The sequence below is a fragment of the Kosakonia sacchari SP1 genome (genome assembly GCF_000300455.3).
GTDB lineage: Bacteria > Pseudomonadota > Gammaproteobacteria > Enterobacterales > Enterobacteriaceae > Kosakonia > Kosakonia sacchari.
This window is the reverse complement of record NZ_CP007215.2, coordinates 4,285,156-4,311,460: the sequence shown is the minus strand read 5'-3', so window position 1 is coordinate 4,311,460 and position 26,305 is coordinate 4,285,156. Positions and strand designations below refer to the sequence as shown.

Here is a 26,305-nt window from a genome sequence, read left to right as displayed (position 1 = left end):
AGGCTCCTTAAAAAAAGAGGCTAATGTTACCAGTTAAGGCGCGCACTGAAAAACGGTTCTCTGTTAGACTTCAAAGAATCTCTCCCTTAATTATGGCATTGGCAATGAAAGTCATCACACAAGTTGCACAACAACGCAAAACGCTGGAAGAGGCGGTTACCACAGCGCTGGAATTAGCCGCCGGAAAAGCGGACGGTGCGGAAGTGGCTGTTAGCAAAACCACCGGGATTGGCGTCAGCACGCGCTACGGCGAAGTGGAGAATGTCGAATTTAACAGCGATGGTGCGCTTGGGATCACCGTTTATCACCAGAACCGTAAAGGTAGCGCCTCGTCAACCGATCTCAGCCCGGATGCGATTGCCCGCACCGTACAGGCCGCGCTTGATATCGCGCGCTACACCTCGCCGGATCCTTACGCGGGCGTGGCAGATAAAGAGCTGCTGGCGTTTGAGGCACCGGATCTTGATCTGTTCCACCCGGCGGAAGTGACACCGGATGAAGCCATCGAATGGGCCGCGCGCGCGGAACAGGCGGCGCTGAAAGCGGATAAACGCATTAATAATACCGAAGGCGGCAGCTTCAACAGCCACTACGGCATTAAAGTCTTCGGCAACAGCCACGGCATGCTGCAAAGCTACTGCTCTACGCGCCACTCTCTGTCGAGCTGCGTGATTGCCGAAGAGAATGGCGACATGGAGCGCGATTACGCGTACACCATCAGCCGCGACATTAGCGAACTGCAAACACCGGAATGGGTAGGCGAAGAGTGTGCGCGTCGCACGTTGTCTCGCCTGTCGCCGCGCAAGCTGCCGACCATGAAAGCGCCGGTCATTTTCGGTCACGAAGTGGCGACCGGCCTGTTTGGTCACCTGGTAGGCGCGATTGCCGGCGGCTCTGTCTACCGCAAATCGACGTTCCTGCTGGACTATCTCGGTAAGCAGATCCTGCCGGAATGGCTGACTATCGAAGAACATCCGCACCTGCTTAAAGGGCTGGCATCTTCACCGTTTGACAGCGAAGGCGTGCGTACCGAACGCCGCGATATCGTTAAAGATGGCGTGCTGATGCAGTGGCTGCTGACCAATTATTCCGCGCGTAAGCTGGGGCTGAAAAGCACCGGACATGCGGGCGGCATTCATAACTGGCGCATTGCCGGGCGCGGTTTGAGCTTTGAGCAAATGCTCAAAGAGATGGGTACCGGGCTTGTTGTCACCGAGCTTATGGGCCAGGGCGTGAGTGGCATTACCGGTGATTATTCGCGCGGTGCGTCCGGTTTTTGGGTAGAAAATGGTGAAATCCAGTATCCAGTGAGCGAAATTACCATTGCAGGAAATTTGAAAGATATGTGGCGTAATATCGTTACCGTTGGTGACGATATCGAACACCGTAGCAATATTCAGTGTGGTTCAGTGTTACTCCCGGAGATGAAAATCGCCGGACAATAACTCCGTGGCGCACAGAGCTGCGCCTTTAGCGTGAATAATAAAAAAGGAAGTGAGCAATGCGTAAAAACCTGTTAGCGATCCTGGCTGTATCATCGTTATTTATTGGGTCTTCGGCGCTCGCCGCCGATCTTGAAGATGATATGGGTACCCTGAATGACAATCTCAAAGTGGTGCAGAAAACCAGCGACGCCGGCGAGATGAAAGATGCATTAACCAAAATGCGTACCGCTGCATTAGATGCACAAAAAGCGACGCCGCCGAAACTGGAAGGTAAAGCGGCAGACAGCGCGGAGATGAAAGATTTCCGCCACGGCTTTGATGTGCTGGTCGGGCAGATTGACGGCGCGCTGAAACTGGCTAACGAAGGCAAAGTGAAAGAGGCGCAGGACGCCGCCAAAGGGTTCATTGATACCCGCAACACCTATCACAAGAAATACCGTTAATCAGCAATAGATTTGAAATGGCCGCAACCGCAACGTTGCGGCCATTTTTTTTATAGCGATGCATCTGCTGTTTCAGGTTTTAATGTTGAAGCGAAGGGGTTGAGTCCCCGCTGAAATTGGCGAACCGAAGAGTGAATGGCAAGGTCTGGGCGCCAGGGATGGCGACCAGAGGCGAAACGAGACACGACGTCGAGTCGAGCCGACCGAAGACAGACACTCGGGAGGTGAGCGTAGTGCGTAGCACCAATTTCTCGCGGGGCTGCGGGGATTGATAAGGGGGACGCGGTGTCCCCCTTATCCCGTTCACGACACGGACGTCTATTCAGAAAACCGTTCTATTAATGAACGGAACAATTCCACATATCTTAAATAACAACGCTTACTTACCTGGCATTTCACCTGTTAGTTGGTGAATGCTTTTTTATTATGGGCTCCCCTGGTGCTATTTCATTTTTAAAACGCGTTATGTCAGGGGATCAAAATCACTTTCCCGCTAAACCCTCTGTTTTCCAGCAAGTCATGCGCCTCTTTACCCCGGTAGAGTGGAAAAGATGTCACCTCCGGCAATTTAATATGTCCCTCTTTTAACAGCGCGAACAGGCGATCGGCGCGGCGCTGCCGCTCTTGCTGCGATGTCAGGTAAGTCCACAGATCGGCACCGATAATGCCGGTGGAACGCAGCAAAAACTGTGCAGGATCCGGCGTGGGGATCGTGCCGCCGGACATACCGAACAGCACCACGCGCCCGCCATCTTTCAGGCTCTCCAGGCTTTGTAATAGTGTGCTGCCAACCGAATCAAACACGATGTCACAACCCGCTGTATGCCAGGCGCGAACCTGTTCAGGCCACGAGTCGTAATCGGCGGCGGCGTCTGCACCGTTACGCAGACAGCGGTGCTGCTTGATCTGGTTTGATGCCACGGCGAATACCAGCACCCCCCGGTGTACCAGCATTTGCGTCAGCAGGCTGCCCACGCCACCAGCGGCGGCCAGCACGGCGACACGCATGCCGGGTACCACCGGTAATACGTCATGCACCAGATAATCTGCGGTTAAGCCTTGCAACAAAATCGACGCCGCCTGCGCTTCAGAAAGCCAGTCGGGAAGGCGGATGGCGTGTTCCTGTGCCACCACAATATGGCTGGCGTGCGCCAGCGGCACATCGGCAAAACCCACACGATCGCCCGGCTGCCAGCCGTTCACTCCGCTCCCCACGGCAATCACCTGTCCGGCACCTTCATACCCGGCAACCCAGGGGGCGTTTCCTGCCAGTGGGTAACGCCCCTGGCGGCGATAAATATCCGCAAAATTCAGCCCGGCGGCAGACACGTCGACCAGCAACTCGCCCGCGCCGGGCTGCGGCGTAGGGTGATTGCGCATGAAGAGCACATCCGATGCGCCAAACTCATTGAAAACCAGCGATTGCATCATTAAGAATCCAACAAACGATAATGGCGCTATTATTTCCCGCGTCCTGTTGCGGATAAATGGGGCGTTGTTATCTTCATTTAATACTGTGAGTTTAGAATGCGGGTGAAAAATGGATTATCTCAAATGCGTGGAGTCGTTTGTCAGCACTATCAAGTTCGGCAGTTTTACCGCCGCCGCCGACTCGTTAGGCATCACCCCGGCGATGGTTGGTAAACATGTGCGCGAACTGGAACGCCGCACCGGTTGCAAGCTGCTACACCGCACCACGCGCCGCCAGGGGCTAACCGAAGCCGGTCAGCGTTTTTACCAGTATGGCCTGCAAATCCTCGCCACCGTTCGCGAAGCGGACGGGTTAGCTAATCACCTTTATGAAAATGTCTCTGGCCTGCTGCGCATCAGCGCGCCGGTGGCCTGGGGCAACCATGTTTTAACCCCCATTCTGTCGCGTTTTTTACAACAATATCCCGGCGTGGATGCGGAAATGGTGCTTAGCGATCGCAAAGTCTCGCTGATTGAGGAGCGTTTCCAGCTCGCTGTTCGCGTCGGCGCTATCAACGACGAGGGGATGATTGCCATTCCGCTGGCGCCGTACCAGATGATCCTCGCCGCATCGCCAGACTATCTGGCTCGCCACGGCACGCCCGAAACCCCGGAGGCGCTGAAACAGCACCACTGCATCAGTTTTAGCCAGTGGAGATCCGATCACAGCTGGCAACTGGACGGGCCGGACGGTAAGCACGAGGTGCCGATTACGCCGCGGCTGATGGTGGATTCCGGCGAAGCGATTCGCCAGGCGGCGCTGGCCGGGCTGGGGATTGTGCAGCACGCCGACATCATGTTGCAGCGGGATATTGATGCAGGCCGCCTGTGTTCCGTGCTGCCGGGCTATTTGCCGCCGCCGCGCCCGATGCACTTATTACATTTACCCGGCAGGCCGTTGTTGCCGCTGGTGTCGTCATTCACGGATTATCTGTTGCGGGCGTTGAATAACGGGCAGGAATAAGTAAACCTTATTCACCTCACACTTTTCCCTTCCCGCCCGCCGTTTTTTTGTGCTTTGGGGCTGCTGCTTTTCCGCCTCTTTAGGTCAAAATTGTGACCGCTATACAGTGAAAAATCCCTGAGCGGCCTCATTTTGCGGCGCAGATCACTAAAGCCTTCCGCGTTTCCACTTCGAAGTGGAAAACTCCTCGCTACAAACTCTTAACCTGCAACGTTAGTTTTATTCCGAAGCCATTAACGGGGTACGACGAGTGAATAACGGAGCGGTAATAAACGACGCGGAGCAGGCTGCGCAAACGGCAACCCTAGCTGAACGCATGCTGAAGCAGGTGTATGCCTTACTCAGTTCTCAGAACATTACGCCGAACGCGGTGCAGCAACAGATGCTGACTTCTCATGTCCGCGCGATGGCACACCGGTCGGTGACCGGCGAACCGCTGCCAGAAGTGGACGCCAGCTTGTTCGACGAGATCTCGGCGGATTCCATGAGCCTTGCCCGCGACGTCGTGGCGGCCTTTGGCAACCTTCCGGAAGAAGAAGCCTGGCTGCTGTCGGTGCACTTCGAAGTGGCGAAAGACAACCTTTAAGGAGCGAAAAATGGAACAGATTACCGTAGTGATTGGTGACCGCCTGGGTAAAGGCCAGAAAGTGGCGGCAGGTGTGGAAAAAGCGGGCGGCCGCGCGGTGGTCGTGCCGGGCGTGGCGGCGGATATGAAGCTTGGCGACGTCATGAAAACGGAAAACGCCACTTTTGGCATCTCCTTTTGCGGCAGCGGCGGCGCGGGGGCTATCACCGCGCAAAACAAACATGGCTACAAAGCCAAATACGGCATGCGTTCTGTGGAAGAGGGCGTGACGGCGATTAACGAAGGTTGCAACGTGCTGGGCTTTGGCTTTATGGACAAAGAAGAGTTAGGCGAGCGTCTGGTGCAGGCGTGGCAGAAAAAATACGGCGCATAACCATGAAAGAACAGTTCACCACCACGGTCAGGGTAAAGGGCAAGGGCGATGCGAAAGCGCGCGCCTTTGCCGATGCGCTGAACCATGTTCAGGCCGCGGTGATGAAATCGTCGCCGCACATTTTACTGCGCATTGAGCCACAGGACGTGCAGGTTGTTCAGGCGCAGGAAACGACGCGTAAAGAGGCCTTTTTGTTCCTCTTTTTGCGCCGGATAAGACGCACGTACAGCGTGGAGCTGGACGTCACCGTCAACGTGACCGCCATCAATCTCGATAAAGTGGATTTCGTCACGCAATAACTCACCGCATACCCCGTGAGCCAGTATCACAGGGTAGAAGAGGGCAGACTGATGTTCTTAATCATACTAATAAAATCGCTCATTATCGGCGGCCTGGTGGGCGTCGGTGTGGGCGCAGGGGCTGCACGCATGTTCCACGCGCCGACCACGCAAGGGATGGGCGCATTTCGTACACTGGGCGAACTGAACTCCTGCGAAGGGGACCCGGCTTCGCACTTCTCGTTTGGTCTGGGTTTCTTCTTTAACGCCTGGGCGTCGTCCGTTGCGGCAGGGTCGTTCACGCAGGACGTTGACCACCGCATTATTCCGAACTGGGGCGCTGCGGCGTTGATGGTGAAAAACCGCAACGTGGGTGAAACCCTGCATGATCCGAAAAAGATGGCTATCGCCTGTGGGCTTATCGGCATGGTGGTCGTCACCTTCCTCAACCTGACCGCCTCCTCCGTTCCGGCGGCATTGCAGGTGACGGCGGTGAAAGTGCTGGTTCCGGCCGCGAACCTGCTGGTCAACACCGTGATGCCGGTGATTTTCTGGCTGGCAGCGATTGATGCGGGCAAGAAATCCGGCTTCTGGGCGACCGTCTTTGGCGGCGCGGCGCAGCTGATTATGGGTAACGCCGTACCGGGTCTGGTGCTGGGCATTCTGATTGGTAAAGGTGTGGAAGAGAGCGGCTGGAACCGCGTCACCAAAGTGATGATGACGGCGATTGTCGCGCTGTTTGTGCTGAGTGCATTCTTCCGCGGCTTTGACCTGAAAATGATCGAGTCCTTCCACCTGAGCGCGCCGGACTGGCTGTCGCTTATCCACAACTCGCTCAGCGGCAAATAAGGAACCGAGATGGAACAGAATAAAGGCTTTTGGTACGCCGACTGGTCATTCCCGATTTTCGTCGGCCTGCTCTCTTCCGGCGTGTTCGCCGGGACACACATGTACTACCTGTACGGCATTGGCGCATTTAACGAAGTGGCGTTTGTTTCAATGCTGCGTTCCGGCATGGATACCGGCGTTTATGGCGCGGTGGCGGCGTTTGGCGCGAGCTTCCTGTTCGCCCGCATTATCGAAGGCTCGCTGGTCGGCATCCTGGATATCGGTGGAGCTATCCAGACCGGGGTTGGCCTTGGCGTGCCGGCGCTGCTGCTCGGCGCAGGATTTGTCTTCCCGGTGGCGAACTTTATGGCTTCGCTGGCAACCGGGCTGATCATCGGCCTGGCGATCGGCTACCTGATTATTCTGGCGCGTAAGTTCACCATTAATCAGAGCGACTCCACCTACGGCGCAGACGTGATGATGGGCGCGGGTAACGCCTCCGGCCGCTTCCTCGGCCCGTTGATTATCCTCAGCGCGATGACCGCTTCTATTCCGATTGGCATTGGTTCGTTGATTGGCGCGCTGCTGTTTTACCTCTGGCAGAAGCCGATCACCGGGGGCGCGATCCTCGGTGCGATGCTGCTGGGCTCCATTTTCCCGGTAGCCCTCTGACACCCACGGGCGCTGCGGCGCCCGTTACTCCTGGAGATTCGCATGTTTGATTTACTCCTGCGCCGGGCGCGTCTGGTTGACGACACGGTGACGGATATTGCCATCGCGGCGGGCAAAATCGCGGCGCTTGGCGATATCGACGGCCCGGCGGCAAAAATCGTGGATTTACATGGCGAACACTATGTCAGCGCCGGGTGGATCGACTCCCATGTCCACTGTTACCCGAACTCACCCATTTATCACGACGAGCCCGATAGCGTCGGCATTCAGACCGGTGTTACCACGGTGATTGACGCCGGGAGCACCGGCGCGGATGACATCGATGATTTTTATGCCATTACCCGCAAGGCGTCGACGGACGTCTATGCGCTGCTGAATATCTCGCGCGTTGGTCTGATTGCGCAAAACGAACTGGCGAACCTGAACAATATCGACGCTAATGCCGCGCGCGATGCCATAAAACGCCACCCGGATTTTATTGTCGGCCTGAAAGCGCGCATGAGCAGTAGCGTGGTCGGCGACAACGGCATCACGCCGCTGCAACGCGCCAAAGCTATTCAGCAACAGAACGGGGATTTGCCGTTGATGGTGCATATTGGCAACAACCCGCCCAATCTCGATGAAATCGCCGATCTACTCACTTCCGGCGACATCATTACCCACTGCTATAACGGCAAGCCAAACCGCATTCTGACGCCAACTGGCGAGCTGCGAGCTTCCGTGACTCACGCAATTGCGCGCGGTGTGCGCCTTGATGTTGGACACGGCAGCGCCAGTTTCAGCTTTGCGGTGGCACAGCAAGCTATCGCGCTTGGCATTTTGCCGCAGACCATCAGTTCCGACATTTACTGCCGCAACCGTATCGATGGCCCAGTACGCTCGCTGGCGAATGTGATGTCCAAATTCCTCGCCATTGGCATGTCGCTGCCGCAGGTGATCGCCTGTGTGACCGACCACGCTGCCGATGGCTTGCGCCTGAAGCATAAAGGGCGTCTTGCCGTGGGTTTCGACGCCGACCTGACCATTTTCGACCTGAAACGCCAGCCGGTGCTGTTCACCGATGCGGAAAACGAGACGTTACAGGCCGAACAGATCCTCACGCCGCTTGCCGCGATTCGTGCAGGCAAGGGCTATATGACCGAACAAGGGAGTGCCGCACATGCCTTCGATTTATGATAAGTACCAGTTGAAACAGGTGATTAACGCCTCCGGGCGCATGACGGCGCTCGGCGTTTCCACGCCACGCCCGGAAGTGGTCGACGCCGTATTAAGTGGCATGAATCACTACTTCGAAATGAAAGATCTGGTGAATAAAACTGGCGAATACATTGCCAAACTGCTGGAAGTTGAAGGCGCGACGGTGGTGTCGTGCGCGTCGGCCGGCATTGCCCAGTCCGTCGCCGCCGTGCTGGTGAAAGACAGCGACTGGCTGCTGGAAAACCTGCACAGCACGCCAATTGAGAACAACGAAATCGTGCTGCCGCGCGGGCACAACGTTAACTTTGGCGCGCCGGTTGGCACCATGGTGGCGCTGGGCGGCGGCAAAGTGGTGGAAGCCGGTTACGCCAATGAATGCTCTGCCGATCAACTGGCGGCGGCAATCTCGCCGCGCACGGCGGCGATCCTCTTTATCAAATCTCATCACTGTGTACAGAAAAGCATGCTCAGCGTGGAACAGGCCGCTGTGGTGGCGCGCAAGCACAACCTGCCGCTGATTGTTGATGCGGCGGCGGAAGAGGATTTGCAGTGCTACTACCGCGCCGGTGCGGATTTGGTTATCTACAGCGGCGCAAAAGCGATTGAAGGGCCAACCAGCGGGCTGGTGATCGGCAAAACGCAGTATGTAGAGTGGGTAAAACGCCAGACGGCGGGCATTGGCCGGGCGATGAAAGTGGGCAAAGAGGGCATTCTCGGCCTGACGTGCGCCATTGAGCATTATCTTTCTGCCAGCAAAGAGAGCGGGGCGGAAATGGTCGCCAAAATGACGCCGTTTATCGACCAGCTAAACACGCTGCAAGGTGTGCGCGCCCGCGTGGTGTGGGACAGCGCCGGGCGCGATATTGCCCGCAGCGAAATCAAATTTGATGAAGCCGTCACCGGGATCGCTACCGGCGAGCTGGTCAGCGCCCTGAAACAGGGCGAATACGCCATTTACTTCCGTGGTTATAAAGCCAACGAAGGGATTATCGAAGCTGATGTGCGCAGCGTCACCGCTGAACAACTGATGATTATTTACCGCCGCATCGCCGAAGAACTGAACAAGGGATCCAACGTATGAAACTAACGCCGAATTTTTACCGCGACCGCGTATGTCTGAACGTACTGGCGGGCAGCAAAGAGAACGCCAGCGCAATTTACGAGGCCGCGGAAGGCCATGTGCTGGTGGGCGTGCTGTCGAAAAACTACCCGGATGTGGCGACTGCCGTCGCGGATATGCGCGACTACGCAGCACGTATTGATAATGCGCTTTCCGTTGGCCTTGGTGCGGGCGATCCGAACCAGTCGGCCATGGTCAGCGCCATCTCCCGTGAAGTTCAACCGCAGCACGTTAACCAGGTGTTCACTGGCGTGGCGACCAGCCGCGCGCTGCTCGGGCAGCACGACACGGTGGTTAACGGTCTGGTCTCGCCAACCGGCACGCCGGGGATGGTAAAAATCTCCACCGGGCCGTTGAGCAGCCAGGCGCCAGACGGCATTGTGCCGGTGGAAACGGCTATTGCGCTGCTAAAAGATATGGGCGGCAGCTCCATTAAATACTTCCCGATGGGCGGGTTGAAATGCCGCGACGAATTCATCGCCGTGGCGCAAGCCTGTGCACGCCATGATTTCTGGCTGGAGCCGACCGGTGGAATCGATCTCGAAAACTTCAGTGAAATCCTGCAAATCGCGCTGGATGCGGGTGTGCGTAAAGTGATCCCGCATATTTACAGTTCAATCATTGATAAGGCGAGTGGTGACACGCGCCCGGCGGATGTTCGCCAGTTGCTGGAAATGACCAAAAGATTGGTGAAGTAAACGGCCTTCCCTCCCGATAAGGGAGGGGAAACTCCCCTCGTCACGTAAGGAGCTCTCATGCTTACCACTCGTCATCTGCTTACCGTTTCACTTTCTCTGCTGGCGACCAGCGCCATGGCTCAAACGCAATACGCCTGGGTGGGAACCTACAACCCGAACGGTGAAGGGCTTTATCGCTTTACCGTTGACCCGCAATCCGGGGCACTGGGCAATAAAACGCTGGTCAGCCCGTTGCCGAACGCGGCGCAACTAACGGTGGCGCGGGATGGTAAAACACTCTATCTCGCCAGCGAGGTGGAAAAGGGCGCGGTGCAGGCGCTGCGTATTGGCGATAACGGTGAGTTGAGCGTGCTGAACCAGGTGGCGTCCGGTGGTGCCGGACCGGTCTATCTGTCGCTGACGCCGGATGGACATTTTTTGCTGGTGGCGAATTATATCAGCGGATCGATTGCCGTGCTGCCGGTGAAAGCAGATGGTAGCCTCGGTGAGGCGGTGGATACGCGTCAGGATCAGGGCGAACCGGGCGCGGCGAAACCGGCTGCGGCGGTGGAAGGCAGTTTTGCGATTAGCGATCATAATGGCCCGCATGCGCATATGATCGCCGCCGATCCGAGCGGGAAATTCGTCTTTTCTACCGATCTTGGGCTGGATCGCATTTATCAGTATCAGTTTGATGGCAAAACGGGCGCGTTAACGCCGAATGATCCACCCTTTATTAGCGCCTCTTCGCAAGGTGCCGGGCCGCGCCACTTTGTGTTCACACCAAAGGGCGATGGCCTGTGGCTGATCAATGAAGAAGCCTCGACGCTCACGCACTACGCGCTGAACAAAACCACCGGCACGTTGTTGCCGGGGAAAACCTTTTCGGCGCTACCGAAAGCGTATAAAGGCACCAGTTTTGCCGCCGGGCTGGTATTAAGTGGTGACGGGAAACAGCTGTATGTCGCCAACCGGTTGCATAACAGCATCGCGCACTTTACGGTGAAAGCCGATGGGTCGCTAACCCATCAAGACGATGTCTGGACGCGCGGCGATTACCCGCGCACGTTGACGCTGGCGGACAATGGTCGCTGGCTATACGTGATGAACCAGCGCAGCGATAACATCACCCGTTTTCGCGTGGAACGTGACGGGAAACTGCATTTTGAGCCGGACTACACGCCGGTAGGCAGTCCATCTCAGATGGTTATTTCTTCTCACCCTTAAGTCTGGAGAGCGACGTGCGATTCCCGAACCAACGTTTGGCGCAACTGTTTATGATGTTGCAAAACGAGACGCTACCGCAGGATGAGCTGGCACAGCGCTTGTCGGTCTCGACGCGTACCGTTCGGGCCGATATCACCGCACTGAATGCGCTACTGCTGCACCACGGTGCGCAGTTTATTTTGACGCGCGGCAGCGGCTATCAACTGAAAATTGATGACGCCACGCGTTACCAGAGCTTGCAGGCGGCGCGCCCGCGTGCGCTGCGCATTCCGCGCAGCGGGCCGGAGCGTGTGCATTACCTGGTGGTGCGTTTTCTCACGTCCGCCTTCTCGCTTAAGCTGGAAGATCTGGCGGATGAGTGGTTTGTCAGCCGCGCCACGCTGCAAAATGATATGACCGAGGTGCGCGAGTGGTTTTCCCGCTACCGTCTGACGCTGGAAACCCGTCCGCGTCACGGCATGAAACTGTTTGGCAGCGAAATGGCGCTGCGCGCCTGTCTGACGGATCTGTTGTGGGAACTGGCGCAGCAAAATGCCGATAACCCGCTGATCACCGAAGAAGCGCTCAATCCGGGCGTACTGGAGGCGCTGGCTGCCATTCTGCATGACTGTTTTAACTGCCACCATATTCGCCTCACGGATGAGGGCGATCTGTTTATCCGCCTTTACTGTGCGGTGGCGGTTCGCCGCATCAGCGAGGGCTATCCGCTCTCTGAATTCAGCGCCGAAGATGGGGACGACAATGTCAAAGAGGCGGCGCGGGATATCTCTTCTGCGCTGCAACAGCTGGCGGGAAAACCGCTGGCGGCGGCGGAGGAGCACTGGCTGCGGGTACATATCGCCGGACGGCGCGTACAAGAGATTGCGCCCAGCGCCATCAGCGCCGATGACGACGAAGCGCTGGTCAACTACATCCTCGGCTATATCAATACGCACTATAACTACAACCTGCAAAACGATGACCAGTTGCACGCGGATCTGCTCACGCATATCAAAACCATGATCACCCGCGTGCGCTACCAGATAATGATCCCTAACCCATTGCTGGATAACATTAAACAGCACTATCCCATGGCGTGGGATATGACGCTGGCGGCGGTCTCCAGTTGGGGGAAATACACGCCTTATGTGATCAGCGAAAACGAGATCGGTTTTCTGGTGCTGCATATCGGCGTGGGTCTTGAGCGCCATTACAACGTGGGTTATCAGCGCCAGCCGCGCGTGTTGCTGGTGTGCGATGTCGGCAATGCGATGGTGCGGATGATTGAGGCGGTGCTGGCGCGTAAATATCCGCAGATTGTGGTGACGCGTACCGTGACGCTGCGTGAGTACGAGCAGTGCGACGGCATCGCGGAGGATTTTGTTATCTCCACCGCGCGGGTGAATGAAAAAGATAAGCCGGTCGTCACCATCGCGCCGTTTCCCAGCGAGTATCAACTGGAGCAGATCGGCAAGCTGGTGCTGGTAGACCGAACGCGTCCGTGGATGCTGGAAAAGTATTTTGATGCCGCGCATTTCCGCATCATCGACGGCGCGATGGATCAACAAACGCTGTTCAACACCTTGTGTCACCAATTGCAGGATGAAGGCTTTGTCGACGCGGAGTTTCTCGATTCGGTGGTCGAGCGCGAAGCGATTGTCAGCACCCTGCTCGGCGAGGGCATCGCGTTGCCGCACGCCCTGGGGCTGCTGGCGAAAAAAACGGTGGTCTATACCGTGCTGGCACCTGAGGGGATCGCATGGGGTGATGAAACCGCGCATGTCATCTTCCTGCTGGCGATCAGCAAGAGTGAGTATGAAGAGGCGATGGCGATCTACGATATTTTCGTTACCTTCCTGCGCGAACGCGTAACGGCGCGACTCTGTGCCTGTGCCGATTTCGCGTCGTTTAAAAGTGTGGCGATGGAGTCGCTGAGCCGCTTTTGAGCCCATTCCGGGGCGCTTTCGCGCCCCGTGCCTGTTAACCATCGGTAGAGCGGGTCAGTGCCTCCCATTCGTCAATCTCCGCAGTGAGTGCCGCCAGTTTTCCCCGCACCAGACTGAGCGCATCGCTGCCCAGCAACAGGTGCGCGGGCGGTGTGTCGCTGTCTATTATCGCCAGCATGGCGCGAGCCGCTTTGACGGCATCGCCGGGCTGCTTTCCACTTTTTTCCTCGCGCGCCTGGCGAATCGGATCAAAAAGCGCATCGTAATCGGCAATGGCGCGGGGCGTGCGGATCATTGAGCGCCCGGCCCACTCGGTACGAAACGATCCCGGCGCTACTGCCGTCACGTGGATACCAAAAGGCTTCACCTCTTTGCCTAGTGTTTCGCTGATCCCTTCCAGCGCGAATTTGCTGCCGCAATACCAGGCTATTCCGGGCATGGTGATATAACCGCCCATCGAGGTGATATTGATAATGTGCCCGCTGCGGCGCTGGCGCATGCCGGGCAGCACGGCTTTCATCATGGCCGCGGCACCAAACACATTGACGTCGAATTGGCGGTGCATCTCTGCAAGCGAGGACTCTTCCATGATCCCTTCATGGCCGTAACCGGCGTTGTTTACCAGCACGTCGATGGCCCCGATGCGTGATTCAACTTCTGCGACTACGTCATTGATTTGCGCAAAATCAGTGACATCAAGCAGGCGAGCAAATGCCCGATGCGGATGCAGGGCTTCAAATGCCTGCTGCGCGTCGCGGTTGCGCACTGTGCCAATGACGGTGTGACCCGCAGCCAATGCTTCCTGCGCCAGCGCGCGACCAAAGCCGCTGCTGACGCCAGTGATAAAAAGTGTTTTTACAGGTGACATAACGCTTACTCCCATGAAAAATGGAAGCTGCATATTATTCTCTTGCCTGCTGGCTTTTTAGGCCATATCTTCTCTTTTTATTGCCTGATCTTATGAGGTGCGCGATGGCTGACATGATCGCGAGGTTAATGGAACTTGCCCCGCAGGAGGGGTACAACCTGACAGCGCTGGCGGATGTGCGTATTCTGCGTTCCGATCGCCCGCTGGCCCGCACACCGGTGCTTTACGATCCGGGGATTGTGATTGTCTGCCAGGGCAGCAAGCGGGGTTATTTCGGCCAACGGATCTATCTTTACGACGAGCAGCACTATCTGGCGGTATCGGTTCCGGTGCCTTTTGTGATGGAAACCGATGCATCGGCTGACCACCCGCTGCTGGCGATTTACATGCATCTGGATTTTCAGGTCGCCGCAGATGTGATGCTGCAAATTGAACAGCACGGTTTTCCACTATTATCCGCTTCGCCGCAAAGTATGATGTCCAGCCCGATGGACGAGACACTGAAAAGCGCGGTACTGCGTTTACTGGAGACGCTCGGCAACCCGCTTGAAGCGGCGATCCTTGGCCCGGCGCGGGTGCGGGAACTCTATTTTCGAGTGTTGACTGGCGCACAAGGCAATGCGATGCGCGCCGCGTTAGCCTTGCAGGGGCAGTTCGGTAAAATTGGCAAAACGCTGCGTTACATTCACGCGACTTATGCTCAATCCTTTACGCTGTCGCAACTGGCTCAGCAAGCCGGGATGAGTGTGCCGACATTCCACAGCCATTTCAAAGCGATAACCCAGATGCCGCCGATGCAGTATGTGAAATCGGTACGGCTGCACCAGGCGCGGATGTTAATGGTTCGCCAGCGACTCACTGCCGCAGCGGCCTGTTACGCTGTTGGTTACGAAAGCCCGTCACAGTTTAATCGCGAGTTCAAACGGCTCTTCGGTTTACCGCCAGCGGAGGAGGTCAGACGTATGCAAAACAGTTTTGCCGTTCCTCCGGCGCATTCAGCGTCGGAATATATCTCGTCGCACTGAAAGAGCGAGAATGAGAGCTTCTTTCCATAAATGCATGTAATGCGCATGTAATGCTATATTGCATTACACATTCTCTTTTTACCGGAGGCATAATGGCGACGCTAAATGTTCGACTGGATGACAAACTCAAAGAAGAGGCCTGGCGCGTGCTGGAAAAACTCAATATCACCCCAACCGAAGCCGTTCGCTTACTGTTCCAATATGTCGCTGAAAACGGGCGTATGCCGATCAAAACAGTGACGGTGAGCGAGGACGAATCGGCGTTGCTGGAGATTGTCCGGGAGCGCCTGGCGAACCCGCAAAAAGGCATCAAGGTTAATCTGGATGAATTATGAGCTGGTGTTTGATCCCCGCGCATACAAAGAATGGAAAAAACTCGGTGCCACGGTAAAAACACAGTTCAAAAAGAAACTGGCGGCTGTGCTGGTTCAACCCAGAATTGAAAAGACCCGACTGCATCAATTTCCGGATTGCTACAAGATCAAATTGCGATCATCAGGCTACCGGTTGGTCTATCAGGTCAGAGACCATGTGGTGACGGTATTCGTTGTGTCTATCGGTAAACGCGAAAAAGCCGCCGCTTATCAGGATGCCAGCAAGCGGCTCTAATGTGGTCAACGCAAGTGATGCACAACCTGGTTGCTGCTGCCGCGCCAGATAAGCATCGGGTCTTTCAGATCCTGAACGAATTTGCCGTCGATCAGCACGTTGATCAATCCGACTACCTCCAGCTGCGCGGCGTTCAGTTCGTCCATTTTGTAACCGGTCCACACCCAGATATCTTTACCGGGGCACTCGGCGCGGATACGGGTCACCAGCTTTAAAATATCCGGTACGTTTTGCGGGTGCAGCGGATCGCCGCCGGAGAGTGAAATCCCCTGGCGCTTGATACGCGTATCGTTGAGATCGGCAATGATCCGATCTTCCATTTCCGTGGTAAACGGCACGCCGGAGTTCAGCCGCCAGGTGCTTTTGTTGTAGCAGCCCGGGCATTCATGGACGCAGCCGGAGACGAACAGTGTGCAGCGTGTGCCGGGGCCGTTGACGATGTCGACTGGGTAGTATTGGTGGTAATTCATTTTCCCTTCTAATCCGCTTATCAATTGACGCCATAACGGCGTTGGCTGCTGGCGTGCGCCCGGGTCACTTACTTATGTAAGCTCCCCGGGACACTCGCCATTGCCGCCTTGTTCTGACGCCAATTGCGTTGCGGATATATTGCAGATGATTCGCAGACAGGATAAGCCGTCATCCGCGATCAACGCGTTAACCGATTTGCCCGTTGCCGAGGTGTTTCACGCGGCGTTTCACTTCTTCTTGCTTGCCAGCGTTGAACGGACGTGCGTCCGGGCTGCCGAGGTAGCCGCAAACGCGGCGGGTAACGGAGACGCGGGACGCGTCGTGGTTACCGCATTTCGGGCAGGTAAAACCTTTGCTGGTGCATTCGAACTCACCGGTAAAACCGCACTCGTAGCACTCGTCGATAGGTGTGTTGGTGCCGTAATACGGCACGTGCTGGTAGCTGTAATCCCAGACATCTTCCAGTGCGCGCAGGTTGTGCTGAATGTTCGGGTACTCGCCGTAGCAGATAAAGCCACCGCTGGCTAACGGCGGGTACGGCGCTTCGAAATCGATTTTGTCGTACGGGTTCACCTTTTTCTCGACATCAAGGTGGAAGCTGTTGGTGTAGTAACCTTTATCGGTTACCCCTTCCACCACGCCGAAGTCAGCGGTGTCGATACGGCAGAAGCGGTCGCACAGGTTCTCGCTCGGCGTGCTGTAAAGGCTAAAACCGTAACCGGTCTCCTCTTTCCACTGATCAACCGCCTGGCGCAGACGCTCAACGATTGCCACGCCTTTGGCACGCAGTGCTTCACTGTCGTAGATGTGCTTATTGCCAGACAGCGCGTTGATCGTTTCGTGAATGCCGATATAACCCAGCGAAATCGACGCGCGACCGTTTTTAAAGATCGGCGCAATATCGTCGTCCGCTTTCAGGCGCACGCCGCAAGCCCCTTCCATATAGAGGATTGGCGCAACGCGGGCTTTCACCCCTTCGAGGCGCGCGATACGGGTCATCAGCGCTTTTTTCGCCAGTTGCAGGCGGCTGTCCAGCAGTTTCCAGAACGCCGCTTCATCACCTTTCGCTTCCAGCGCGATGCGCGGCAGGTTAAGGCTGATGACGCCGAGGTTGTTGCGCCCGTCATGAATTTGTTCGCCGTTCTCTTCATACACGCCAAGGAAGCTGCGGCAGCCCATCGGCGTTTTAAACGAGCCGGTCACTTTCACGACCTGATCGTAATTGAGGATATCCGGATACATGCGCTTGCTCGCGCACTCCAGCGCCAGCTGTTTGATGTCGTAATTCGGATCGTCGAACTTGTGATTCAGACCGTCGCGAATGGCGAACACCAGTTTCGGGAACACGGCGGTTTTACGGTTTTTACCCAGACCCGCAATGCGATTACGCAGGATCGACTGCTGGATCAAACGGGATTCCCAACTGGTGCCCAGCCCGAAACCGAAGGTGACAAACGGTGTCTGGCCGTTCGCGGTGTGCAGGGTGTTAACTTCATATTCCAGCGACTGGAACGCGTCGTAACACTCTTTCTCGGTGCGGCTGCGTGCATAACCATCGGCGTCAGGAATATTCCACTCGGTGGCGACTTTGCGGTGTTTTTCGAAGCTGGCGCTGACGAACGGTGCCAGCACTTCATCGATCCGGTTGATAGTGGTGCCGCCATAAATATGGCTGGCGACCTGGGCGATAATCTGCGCGGTAACCGCCGTGGCGGTAGAGATCGATTTTGGCGGTTCAATCTCCGCATTGCCCATTTTAAAGCCGTGGGTCAGCATGCCTTTCAGATCGATCAGCATACAGTTGAACATCGGGAAGAACGGGGAATAGTCGAGATCGTGGTAGTGGATTTCACCGCGTTCGTGCGCCAGTACCACATCGCGCGGCAGCAAGTGCTGGCGAGCGTAGTGTTTGGCGACAATGCCCGCCAGCAGATCGCGCTGAGTCGGGATCACCTTACTGTCTTTGTTGGCGTTCTCATTGAGCAACGCCGAGTTGGTTTGCTCAACCAGACCGCGAATATCCTGGTTCAGACGGCCGCGTTTTTCCCGGGCGATATCGCGATCGTGGCGATACTCAATGTAGGCGCGCGCCAGTTGTTTATACGGCCCGGACATTAACTGGTTTTCGACGGCAGTCTGGATTTCGCTAATATCGACCTGCGATCGGCCCTGCATCTGACGACTAATTACCTCTGCGACGGTGGCGCAATAGTCTGCGTCATCGACTCCCGCTGCTTTAGCTGCACGCAAAATCGCTTCTTGAATGCGCTCTGAGTTGAAAGGCACTTTACAGCCGTCTCGTTTCATCACATGCGGTGTCATGATCACTCCATTTTAGAAAACAGGTTATCCACAATATGAGGACGCGCCGACTGGCTGGTTATTCATTACTAAAACCAATAAGTTTGTCCCGTCCTGGCCCATGTTATCCACAGCGTGTATCGCTTTTGCGGTGGTCAGCTTGTTCGAATAATAGTCGATTAATACAACATATAGGGCTGGGGTGCATTCTAATTTCTATATATAGTGATTTGCATCAAACATGTTTACGCTTTTATTGACTCAGAACAAAGTAAAAACCGGATAGCGCAGCGGACGGGCACTCAGAGGAAATGTAAATTCAGGCATTCTCGTTTTGACTAAAAAGTCAACAAAAACAGCAGGTTTATGCCTGCTGTTTTTTTGCGCCAGGGAAGTGAAAAACGCTTATTTTTGATGCCACCAAACGGCTTCGAACGGTCGCAGGGTCATTTCAGCAGGAGCAGGGGAAACTTCCGCATAGTTGCTGATGGCAACCTGCCAGTCTCCCGGCAAGGTTTCTGGCCGCCACGGCTGGAATTGATTGCTGAGGTTAGCGATAACCAACAACGTTTCTCCCTGCCACTGACGGCGGTAACACCATAAGTGCGGGTGAGTGGGGAGCAGATCCTGATAATCGCCCCAGGTGAGTATCGGCAAGTTTTTCCGCAGGCGAATCAACGACTGATAGGTATAGAACACCGAATCGCGATCGTTGACCGCGTTTTCGACGTTGATTTCCCGATAGTTATCGCACAGACCAATCCACGGATCGGCGGTGGTGAAACCAGCGTTTTTGCGGCCGGTCCACTGCATGGGCGTGCGGCTGTTATCGCGCGATTTACTGGCGAGGATCGCCAGCAGCGCTTCCGGCTCGCGTCCGGCGGCACGGAGTTCGGCAAACATATTCTGGCTTTCCACATCACGGTAATCGGTAATGCGCGCAAAATGCGGATTGGTCATACCGATCTCTTCGCCCTGATAAATGTACGGCGTGCCCTGCATGCCGTGCAGCACCAGCGCCAGCATTTTGGCGGCGGGCACGCGCAACGCGCCTTCATCGCCAAAGCGCGACACAATGCGCGGTTGATCATGGTTACACCAGAACAGCGCATTCCACGCTACGTTGTGCATTCCTTGCTGCCAGTGGCGGAACAGCGATTTCAACGCCACGAAATCCGGTTTCGCCAGCGACCATTTTTCGCCATCGGGATAGTCGACTTTCAGATGGTGGAAGTTAAACGTCATCGATAGCTCGCTGCCGTCGAGTGCACCGTAGCGCTGGCAATGTTCCAGCGTGGTAGAGGACATCTCACCAACCGTCATCAACTCGCGCGGGCGAAAAACCTCACGGCTCATCTCCTGCAAAAATTCATGGGCGCGCGGGCCGTCGGTATAAAAACGTCGTCCGTCGCCGCTGTGATCGTCGGGGAAATCCTGCTGTTTCGAGATTAAATTGACCACATCGAGACGCAAACCGTCGACACCGCGATCGGCCCAGAAGGTGCAGACTTTTTTCAGCTCGTCGCGTACCGCCGGGTTTTCCCAGTTGAGATCGGCCTGCTCCGGCGCGAACAGATGCAAATAGTACTGACCGCTCTGGCTGTGCCAGCGCCATGCGCTGCCGCCGAATTTCGATCGCCAGTTATTCGGCGGCGTTTCTGGTTCGCCGTCGCGCCAGATATAGAAAGAACGGTAGGGGCTTGCCGGATCCTGCGACGCCTGAAACCAGGCATGCTGGGTCGAGGTATGGTTAAACACCATATCCAGCACCAGGCGGATACCGCGCTGGTGCGCCTGGGCGACCAGTTCATCAAAGTCTGCCAGTGTGCCGTAAAGCGGATCGATGGCGGTGTAATTCGCCACGTCGTAGCCGTTATCCACCTGCGGGGAAATATAAAATGGCGTCAGCCAGATGGCGTCGACGCCGAGGGTTTGTAAGTAGTCGAGGCGCGTAATCACGCCGCGTAAATCACCGGTGCCCGTGCCGGTCGTGTCCTGAAAACTTTTTGGGTAAATCTGGTAGATAACGCCGTTTTGCCACCAATGGGGAAGGGTATTCATCATGATTTCCTGCGAAAACGAAGGGGCGCAAACGCGCCCCAAAAATTACACAATCTGCAATGTGCCGTGACGGAACTTACGCTGATAAACAAAGGAGGTCAGCACCAGCGGGATGACAACCGCCACCGCTGTAGCCAGTGCGAAGACCTGCCAGAAAGCGGGTTGAATCGAGAGAAAACCCGGCAGACCCGCCACGCCAATCCCGTTCGCCAGCACACCGTTAAGACCGCACAGCAGCCCGGCAAGTCCGGAGCCGATCATCGCGCACAGCATCGGGAAGCGGTATTTCAGGTTGATGCCGTACATGGCAGGTTCGGTGACGCCGAGAAACGCGGAGATAGCTGCCGGAACCGAAATTTCACGCTCATTTTCTTTACGGCTGGAGATAATGATGCCCACCACCGCAGATGCCTGTGCAACGTTTGACAGCGCAATCAACGGCCACACCGGTGTCCCGCCCATGTTCTGAATCATCTGCATGTCGATAGCCAGCGTGGTCTGATGCACACCGGTAATCACCAGCGGCGCGTAGAGGAAACCAAACAGTGTCGCGCCAATCGGGGCGAAGCTGCCTGTCATCAGATGGCGAACCGCCCACGCCACGCCGTCACCAATCATGCGGCCGAACGGGCCGATTAACGCATGCGCCAGGAATACAGACAGAATCAGCGAACAGACCGGAACAATCACCAGATAGAGGGAATCTGGTACCAGTTTTTTGAGCCGCGTTTCAATGATGCCGAGCGCCAGCCCCGCCAGCAGCGCCGGGATCACCTGCGCCTGATAGCCCACTTTCGCGATGCTGAACAGACCAAAGTTCCACACTTCTGGCACTTGCGAACCCAGTAAATACGCATTCATCAACTGGGGTGAAACCAGCGTCACGCCGAGGATGATACCGAGGATTGGTGTCCCGCCCATTTTGCGCACCGCGGACCAACAAACGCCGACCGGCAGGTAGAAGAAGACCGCTTCACCAATCAACCAGAGAAAGTCATACACGGTTTTCAATGACGGAAATATCTGCACCAGCGTCTGGCCGTTGCTCATCGGGACATCGCCGACAATGTTGCGAAAACCGAGGATCAAACCGCCGCTAATCAGCGCGGGCAGCAGCGGGAAGAAGATTTCCGCGAAATGGGAGATTAGGCGCTCATGCCATTTCATATTTTGTCGCGCTGCCTGTTTGGCCTGCTCTTTATCCGCATGGGCCAGACCGGTGGCGGCGCGCAGCGCCTGATAGTAGTCGCCGACGTTGGTGCCAATCACCACCTGGAACTGCCCGGCGTTGGTGAAACAGCCTTTGACCATCGGTAGCTGATCAATCGCTTTTGGGTCGGCGGCGGCCGGGTTGTTTAATACAAAACGCAAACGGGTAATACAGTGACTGACAGTCGCGATGTTTTCGCGCCCGCCAACCAGCGCAATAAGTTGTTCAATATCTGATGGATTTACTTTGCTCATCCTGGTGCCTCTCGGGGGGAGAAATGATGCGTAACTTGACCGAGGCAAAGCGTAACCGCAGGCAAAAAAATTAAAAATGGGAACGTTCCCGAAACTTGGCGAGGATCACAATAAACGATAAAGCGGCTTAAACGAGGCGGGCAGGGATCACGATTTGGCGAGGCGTGGCGCGGCCATTGACCTGTTCTATTAATTGCGCGGCAGCCTGGCGGCCCGCTTCGGCGTAACCGGGATCGACAGTCACAATTTCCGGGTGCAGAAACTTCATCAGCGGCGTGTTGCCGACGCTGGCCAACTGAAGATTATCAATGCGCTGTTCCTGCAAATATTTACTGGCACCGAGCGCCAGTGTGTCGGTCGCGCAGAGCAGCGCGGTGGTGTCAGGGGTTAAAACGTTAGCGACATGTTCATAACCCTGCTTCATGGCAAGGCCCGGTAAGGCGAACGTGGGTTCGAGCTGGTGTTTTTGACAGAACGCCATATACGCGTCGTGGCGGCGTTTGCCGGTGGTGGCATCGCTATGCGGTACGCCAATAAAACTGATATGGCGATGCCCACGGGCATAAAGATTTTCCATTAACAGCTGGATTGCGCCGTCATCGTCGTAACAGACCGAGGCGAAACCACTGGCGTCGCGCGCCAGCAGCACCAGCGACGACTGCCAGGCCGTGAGCAGGCTTTCAGTGACGCCGGTAAAGCCAAACAGCACTACACCATCAATATTACGGTGGCTCAGCATCTGCAAATGCTCTTCGACTAACTGCGGCGAAAACTGGCTTTCCATCATAATCGGGTCATAACCCTGTTCGTAAAATGCCGGAAGCATGGTCTGTACGGCAAGGTTTTCCGAGAGCGAATCCAGACGCGAAACGATAATCGCCACCACTTTATCGCTCTGCCCACGCATGGCGCGCGCGGAGCGGGAAGGGGAGAAACCGTGCTGATTGACCACCGCTTCCACCCGTTCGCGTGTGCGCTGGCTGACGCCGCTTTCGTTATTCAGCACACGGGAAACAGTGGATTTGCCCACGCCGCTTAAGCGTGCGATGTCTTTGATTGTCAGCCGGTTTTGCATACTTCAATCCTTTCCTGATGGGGGCGGGTTGCAGGATAAAGGAGTTTTGCATCCCTTCCAAGCGCCAGCAATGAGCAAAGTCTGGTTTATGCACTTTGTGCTACCGATTGATGGCGTGTATACGTTTGGTTTAATTCAGCGGAGCTATGATACCGCTACGTTATGATTCGCCCTTCACACCTTACCGGAGGCCAGATGGATCCCGATCCCACCCCTCTCCCGCGACGGAGATACTTTCTCCGGTAAGCCTGCTGTTGCTGCCTTACCGGATGCGTAAGGCAGCGACGTCGTTTTCGTCCCTGCCCGATTAAAAACGCCAGCTGGCGCGGCATTGCTACGCCAGTTGTCAAGCGCACCCGCGTGACGCGGGGGCAAGGACACTATCATGCTGAAAAATATTACCCGGCAGCTTTTCGCTCGCCTCAACCGTCATTTACCGCGTCGTCTGGTGCAGCGCGATCCGCTCCCCGGCGTGCAACATATCGCCCAGGGCACTATCCCCGCCTCGATGGGCGAACGCTGCCTGCAGATTGCTGCGATGGAACACGATAATCTCTGGCAAACCTTTGCCAGCCACCCGGAAGGGCTGAACCCGCAGGAAGTGGAGCTGGCGCGGGAAACCCACGGCGAAAACCTGATCCCGGCGCAGAAACCCGCCCCCTGGTGGGTGCATCTGTGGGTGTGCTATCGCAACCCGTTTAACCTGCTGCTGACCTGCTTAGGCATTATTTCCTATGCTTCGGAAGATCTGTTCGCCGCTTGCGTGATTGCGCTGATGGTGGCGATTTCTACACTGCTCAACTTCCTGCAAGAGGCGCGTTCGACCAAAGCGGCCGATGCGCTGAAAGCGATGGTCAGCAACACCGCGACGGTGCTGCGCGTGGTGAATGGAAAGGGCGAAAATGGCTGGTGCGAATTGCCTATCAATCAACTGGTGCCGGGCGATATCGTCAAGCTGGCCGCAGGGGATATGATCCCGGCGGATCTGCGCGTGTTGCAGGCGCGGGATCTGTTTGTCGCTCAGGCCTCGCTAACCGGCGAATCCTTGCCGGTTGAGAAAGTGGCGACCACGCGCCAGGCCGCGCAGCGCAACCCGCTGGAAGCGGACACCCTGTGCTTTATGGGCACCAATGTGGTGAGCGGCACGGCACAGGCGATGGTCATCGCCACGGGCGGCAATACCTGGTTTGGCCAACTGGCCGGGCGTGTCAGTGAGCAGGAAACCGAGCAAAACGCGTTTCAGAAAGGCATCAGTCGCGTCAGCATGTTGTTGATCCGCTTTATGCTGGTGATGACGCCGATTGTCCTGCTGATCAACGGCTTTACCAAAGGTGACTGGTGGGAAGCGGCGCTGTTTGCGCTGTCGGTTGCCGTGGGGTTGACACCGGAAATGTTGCCGATGATTGTCACCTCCACGCTGGCGCGCGGTGCGGTGAAACTGTCGAAACAGAAAGTGATCGTTAAACACCTTGACGCCATCCAGAACTTTGGCGCGATGGATATCCTCTGTACCGATAAAACCGGCACCCTGACGCAGGACAAAATCGTGCTGGAAAATCACACGGATATCAGCGGTAAAGTCAGCGAATTAGTGCTGCACAGCGCCTGGCTGAACAGCCACTACCAGACCGGGCTGAAAAACCTGCTGGATACCGCCGTGCTGGAAGGCGTGGATGCGGAAGCGGCGCAAACGCTGGCGGCGAGCTGGCGCAAAGTGGATGAGATCCCCTTTGATTTCGAGCGCCGCCGCATGTCGGTGGTGGTGGCGCAGCAGGAGGATGTTCATCAACTGATTTGCAAAGGCGCGTTAACGGAGATCCTCAGCGTCTGCTCGCAGGTGCGTTTCAACGGCGAGATCTTCCCGCTGGACGACACCATGCTGCGCCGCATTGAGCGCGTGACCAGCACGCTAAACCGCCAGGGGCTGCGCGTGGTGGCGGTGGCGACCAAATATCTGCCAGCGCGTAGCGGTGACTACCAGCGTATTGATGAGTCGGATCTGATCCTCGAAGGTTATATCGCCTTCCTCGATCCGCCGAAAGAGACCACCGCACCGGCGCTCAAAGCGCTAAAAGCCAGCGGGATCACCGTCAAAATCCTTACCGGCGACAGCGAACTGGTGGCGGCGAAAGTGTGCCACGAAGTGGGGCTGGAAGTGGGCGATGCGCTGACCGGCAGCGAAATTGAGCACATGAGCGATGATGAGCTGGCGCAAATGGCGAAGCACATTACGCTGTTTGCCCGTCTGACGCCGATGCATAAAGAGCGCATTGTCCGGCTGCTGAAACGCGAAGGGCATGTGGTCGGTTTTATGGGCGATGGCATTAACGACGCTCCGGCGTTGCGCGCGGCGGACATCGGGATTTCCGTCGATGGCGCGGTGGATATCGCCCGCGAAGCGGCCGATATTATTTTGCTGGAAAAGAGCCTGATGGTGCTGGAAGAGGGGGTGATCGAAGGCCGCCGTACTTTTGCCAACATGCTGAAATACATCAAAATCACTGCCAGTTCCAATTTCGGTAACGTCTTCAGTGTGCTGGTGGCGAGCGCGTTTCTGCCGTTTTTGCCGATGTTGCCGCTGCACTTGCTGATCCAGAACCTGGTCTATGACGTATCGCAGGTGGCGATCCCGTTTGATAACGTCGATGAGGAACAGATCGCCAAACCGCAGCGCTGGAACCCGGCGGATCTGGGGCGTTTTATGATCTTCTTCGGTCCGATCAGTTCGATCTTCGACATCGTGACGTTTTGCGTAATGTGGTGGGTATTTAAAGCTAACGTGCCGGAAGCGCAAACCCTGTTCCAGTCCGGCTGGTTTGTCGTCGGTTTGCTGTCACAAACGCTGATTGTGCATATGATCCGCACCCGCCGCGTGCCGTTTATCCAGAGTCGCGCCGCCTGGCCGTTGGTGGCGATGACGCTGATGGTGATTTGTGTCGGCATCGCGCTGCCGTTCTCGCCGCTGGCGCAATACCTGCAATTGCAGGCGCTGCCGCTGGCGTACTTCCCGTGGCTGGTGGCGATCCTCGCAGGTTACATGACGCTCACGCAGTGGATGAAAGGGTTCTACAGCCGCCGCTACGGCTGGCAGTAAACCTTCTCCTGAACCCGGCTTGTGCTTAGCACGCAGGCCGGGTATTTCTCTCAATTCCCACAAGCTGTGATCCCTGTCGCCCGGCGTGCTTGACGCTCCTGAGGGCGCATGTTAACAAAATGTTTTCCCTCG

25 protein-coding genes are annotated in these 26,305 nt (G+C 56.3%); 18 read left to right on the top strand and 7 right to left on the bottom strand.

The window, feature by feature from the left end; all coding sequences use genetic code 11:
• Positions 1-92 precede the first annotated feature (92 nt).
• Together pmbA and cybC are read left to right on the top strand one after the other, a co-directional pair.
• Complete coding sequence (pmbA, locus tag C813_RS43385; protein WP_040016495.1) at positions 93-1,445, top strand: metalloprotease PmbA; 1,353 nt, start codon at positions 93-95, stop codon at positions 1,443-1,445.
• Between the two features lie 56 nt (positions 1,446-1,501).
• Positions 1,502-1,888 (top strand): cytochrome b562, encoded by a 387-nt coding sequence (gene cybC, locus C813_RS43380; protein ID WP_017459114.1) that lies wholly within the window; start codon positions 1,502-1,504, stop codon positions 1,886-1,888.
• Positions 1,889-2,356: 468 nt separating this feature from the next.
• Here cybC and C813_RS43375 read toward each other — a convergent pair whose 3' ends face one another.
• Positions 2,357-3,319, bottom strand: a complete 963-nt coding sequence (locus C813_RS43375; protein ID WP_017459113.1) for a quinone oxidoreductase family protein — start codon at positions 3,317-3,319, stop codon at positions 2,357-2,359.
• Positions 3,320-3,428: 109 nt separating this feature from the next.
• Here C813_RS43375 and C813_RS43370 point away from each other — a divergent pair, with 109 nt between their 5' ends.
• The 11 genes from C813_RS43370 (at position 3,429) to C813_RS43320 (ending at position 13,205) form a co-directional block, all read left to right on the top strand.
• Positions 3,429-4,322, top strand: a complete 894-nt coding sequence (locus C813_RS43370; protein WP_017459112.1) for a LysR substrate-binding domain-containing protein — start codon at positions 3,429-3,431, stop codon at positions 4,320-4,322.
• 250 nt (positions 4,323-4,572) lie between these two features.
• Positions 4,573-4,908, top strand: a complete 336-nt coding sequence (locus tag C813_RS43365; RefSeq protein WP_017459111.1) for a glycine dehydrogenase — start codon at positions 4,573-4,575, stop codon at positions 4,906-4,908.
• 10 nt (positions 4,909-4,918) lie between these two features.
• Positions 4,919-5,281, top strand: coding sequence for an SFCGS family glycine-rich protein (locus C813_RS43360; protein ID WP_017459110.1), 363 nt, complete (start codon positions 4,919-4,921; stop codon positions 5,279-5,281).
• A 2-nt stretch (positions 5,282-5,283) separates the two neighbouring features.
• Positions 5,284-5,580 (top strand): DUF4312 family protein, encoded by a 297-nt coding sequence (locus C813_RS43355; protein ID WP_017459109.1) that lies wholly within the window; start codon positions 5,284-5,286, stop codon positions 5,578-5,580.
• A 51-nt stretch (positions 5,581-5,631) separates the two neighbouring features.
• Positions 5,632-6,408 (top strand): DUF4311 domain-containing protein, encoded by a 777-nt coding sequence (locus tag C813_RS43350; protein ID WP_017459108.1) that lies wholly within the window; start codon positions 5,632-5,634, stop codon positions 6,406-6,408.
• Positions 6,409-6,417: 9 nt separating this feature from the next.
• Positions 6,418-7,059, top strand: a complete 642-nt coding sequence (locus tag C813_RS43345) for a DUF4310 family protein (RefSeq protein WP_017459107.1) — start codon at positions 6,418-6,420, stop codon at positions 7,057-7,059.
• Between the two features lie 42 nt (positions 7,060-7,101).
• The gene (locus tag C813_RS43340; protein ID WP_017459106.1) at positions 7,102-8,235 is read left to right on the top strand and encodes an amidohydrolase/deacetylase family metallohydrolase; all 1,134 of its coding nucleotides are present in this window, start codon (positions 7,102-7,104) and stop codon (positions 8,233-8,235) included.
• Positions 8,219-9,337 (top strand): DgaE family pyridoxal phosphate-dependent ammonia lyase, encoded by a 1,119-nt coding sequence (locus C813_RS43335; protein ID WP_017459105.1) that lies wholly within the window; start codon positions 8,219-8,221, stop codon positions 9,335-9,337. Before C813_RS43340 ends, C813_RS43335 begins: the two co-directional genes overlap by 17 nt.
• Positions 9,334-10,074, top strand: coding sequence for a 2-dehydro-3-deoxy-phosphogluconate aldolase (gene dagF / locus C813_RS43330; protein WP_017459104.1), 741 nt, complete (start codon positions 9,334-9,336; stop codon positions 10,072-10,074). Before C813_RS43335 ends, dagF begins: the two co-directional genes overlap by 4 nt.
• A 57-nt stretch (positions 10,075-10,131) precedes the next feature.
• Entirely contained in the window at positions 10,132-11,280 is a 1,149-nt protein-coding gene (locus C813_RS43325; protein WP_017459103.1) for a lactonase family protein, read from the top strand.
• Positions 11,281-11,294: 14 nt separating this feature from the next.
• On the top strand, positions 11,295-13,205 hold the full coding sequence (locus C813_RS43320) for a BglG family transcription antiterminator (protein ID WP_017459102.1): 1,911 nt from the start codon (positions 11,295-11,297) through the stop codon (positions 13,203-13,205).
• 34 nt (positions 13,206-13,239) lie between these two features.
• On the opposite strand, the gene C813_RS43315 is transcribed toward C813_RS43320, so the two are convergent.
• Positions 13,240-14,073, bottom strand: a complete 834-nt coding sequence (locus C813_RS43315) for an oxidoreductase (protein WP_025263745.1) — start codon at positions 14,071-14,073, stop codon at positions 13,240-13,242.
• A 104-nt stretch (positions 14,074-14,177) separates the two neighbouring features.
• Between C813_RS43315 and C813_RS43310 the strand changes: the two genes are divergently transcribed.
• The 3 genes from C813_RS43310 to C813_RS43300 all read left to right on the top strand — a co-directional run bounded on the left by C813_RS43310 (position 14,178) and on the right by C813_RS43300 (position 15,707).
• Positions 14,178-15,098 carry an AraC family transcriptional regulator gene (locus C813_RS43310; RefSeq protein WP_017459100.1) on the top strand — a complete coding sequence of 307 codons (921 nt, stop codon included), beginning with the start codon at positions 14,178-14,180 and terminating at the stop codon, positions 15,096-15,098.
• 92 nt (positions 15,099-15,190) lie between these two features.
• Entirely contained in the window at positions 15,191-15,433 is a 243-nt protein-coding gene (locus tag C813_RS43305; RefSeq protein WP_017459099.1) for a type II toxin-antitoxin system RelB/DinJ family antitoxin, read from the top strand.
• Positions 15,423-15,707, top strand: coding sequence for a type II toxin-antitoxin system RelE family toxin (locus C813_RS43300; protein WP_017459098.1), 285 nt, complete (start codon positions 15,423-15,425; stop codon positions 15,705-15,707). The genes C813_RS43305 and C813_RS43300 overlap by 11 nt, the downstream gene beginning before the upstream one ends.
• A gap of 5 nt (positions 15,708-15,712) precedes the next feature.
• Here C813_RS43300 and nrdG read toward each other — a convergent pair whose 3' ends face one another.
• The 5 genes from nrdG to treR form a co-directional block, all read right to left on the bottom strand.
• Positions 15,713-16,177, bottom strand: a complete 465-nt coding sequence (nrdG, locus tag C813_RS43295; protein ID WP_017459097.1) for an anaerobic ribonucleoside-triphosphate reductase-activating protein — start codon at positions 16,175-16,177, stop codon at positions 15,713-15,715.
• 187 nt (positions 16,178-16,364) lie between these two features.
• Complete coding sequence (gene nrdD / locus C813_RS43290) at positions 16,365-18,500, bottom strand: anaerobic ribonucleoside-triphosphate reductase (RefSeq protein WP_017459096.1); 2,136 nt, start codon at positions 18,498-18,500, stop codon at positions 16,365-16,367.
• 384 nt (positions 18,501-18,884) lie between these two features.
• On the bottom strand, positions 18,885-20,540 hold the full coding sequence (gene treC / locus C813_RS43285) for an alpha,alpha-phosphotrehalase (RefSeq protein ID WP_017459095.1): 1,656 nt from the start codon (positions 20,538-20,540) through the stop codon (positions 18,885-18,887).
• Between the two features lie 45 nt (positions 20,541-20,585).
• A complete protein-coding gene (gene treB / locus C813_RS43280) occupies positions 20,586-22,004 on the bottom strand; it encodes a PTS trehalose transporter subunit IIBC (RefSeq protein WP_017459094.1) in 1,419 nt (472 codons plus the stop codon).
• A gap of 127 nt (positions 22,005-22,131) precedes the next feature.
• On the bottom strand, positions 22,132-23,079 hold the full coding sequence (gene treR / locus C813_RS43275) for a trehalose operon repressor TreR (protein ID WP_017459093.1): 948 nt from the start codon (positions 23,077-23,079) through the stop codon (positions 22,132-22,134).
• A gap of 162 nt (positions 23,080-23,241) precedes the next feature.
• Between treR and mgtL the strand changes: the two genes are divergently transcribed.
• Positions 23,242-23,325: a mgtA regulatory leader peptide MgtL gene (mgtL, locus tag C813_RS47715; RefSeq protein ID WP_139164773.1), complete on the top strand. Its 84-nt coding sequence runs from the start codon at positions 23,242-23,244 to the stop codon at positions 23,323-23,325.
• A gap of 139 nt (positions 23,326-23,464) precedes the next feature.
• Positions 23,465-26,173, top strand: a complete 2,709-nt coding sequence (gene mgtA, locus C813_RS43270; RefSeq protein ID WP_017459091.1) for a magnesium-translocating P-type ATPase — start codon at positions 23,465-23,467, stop codon at positions 26,171-26,173.
• Positions 26,174-26,305 lie beyond the last annotated feature (132 nt).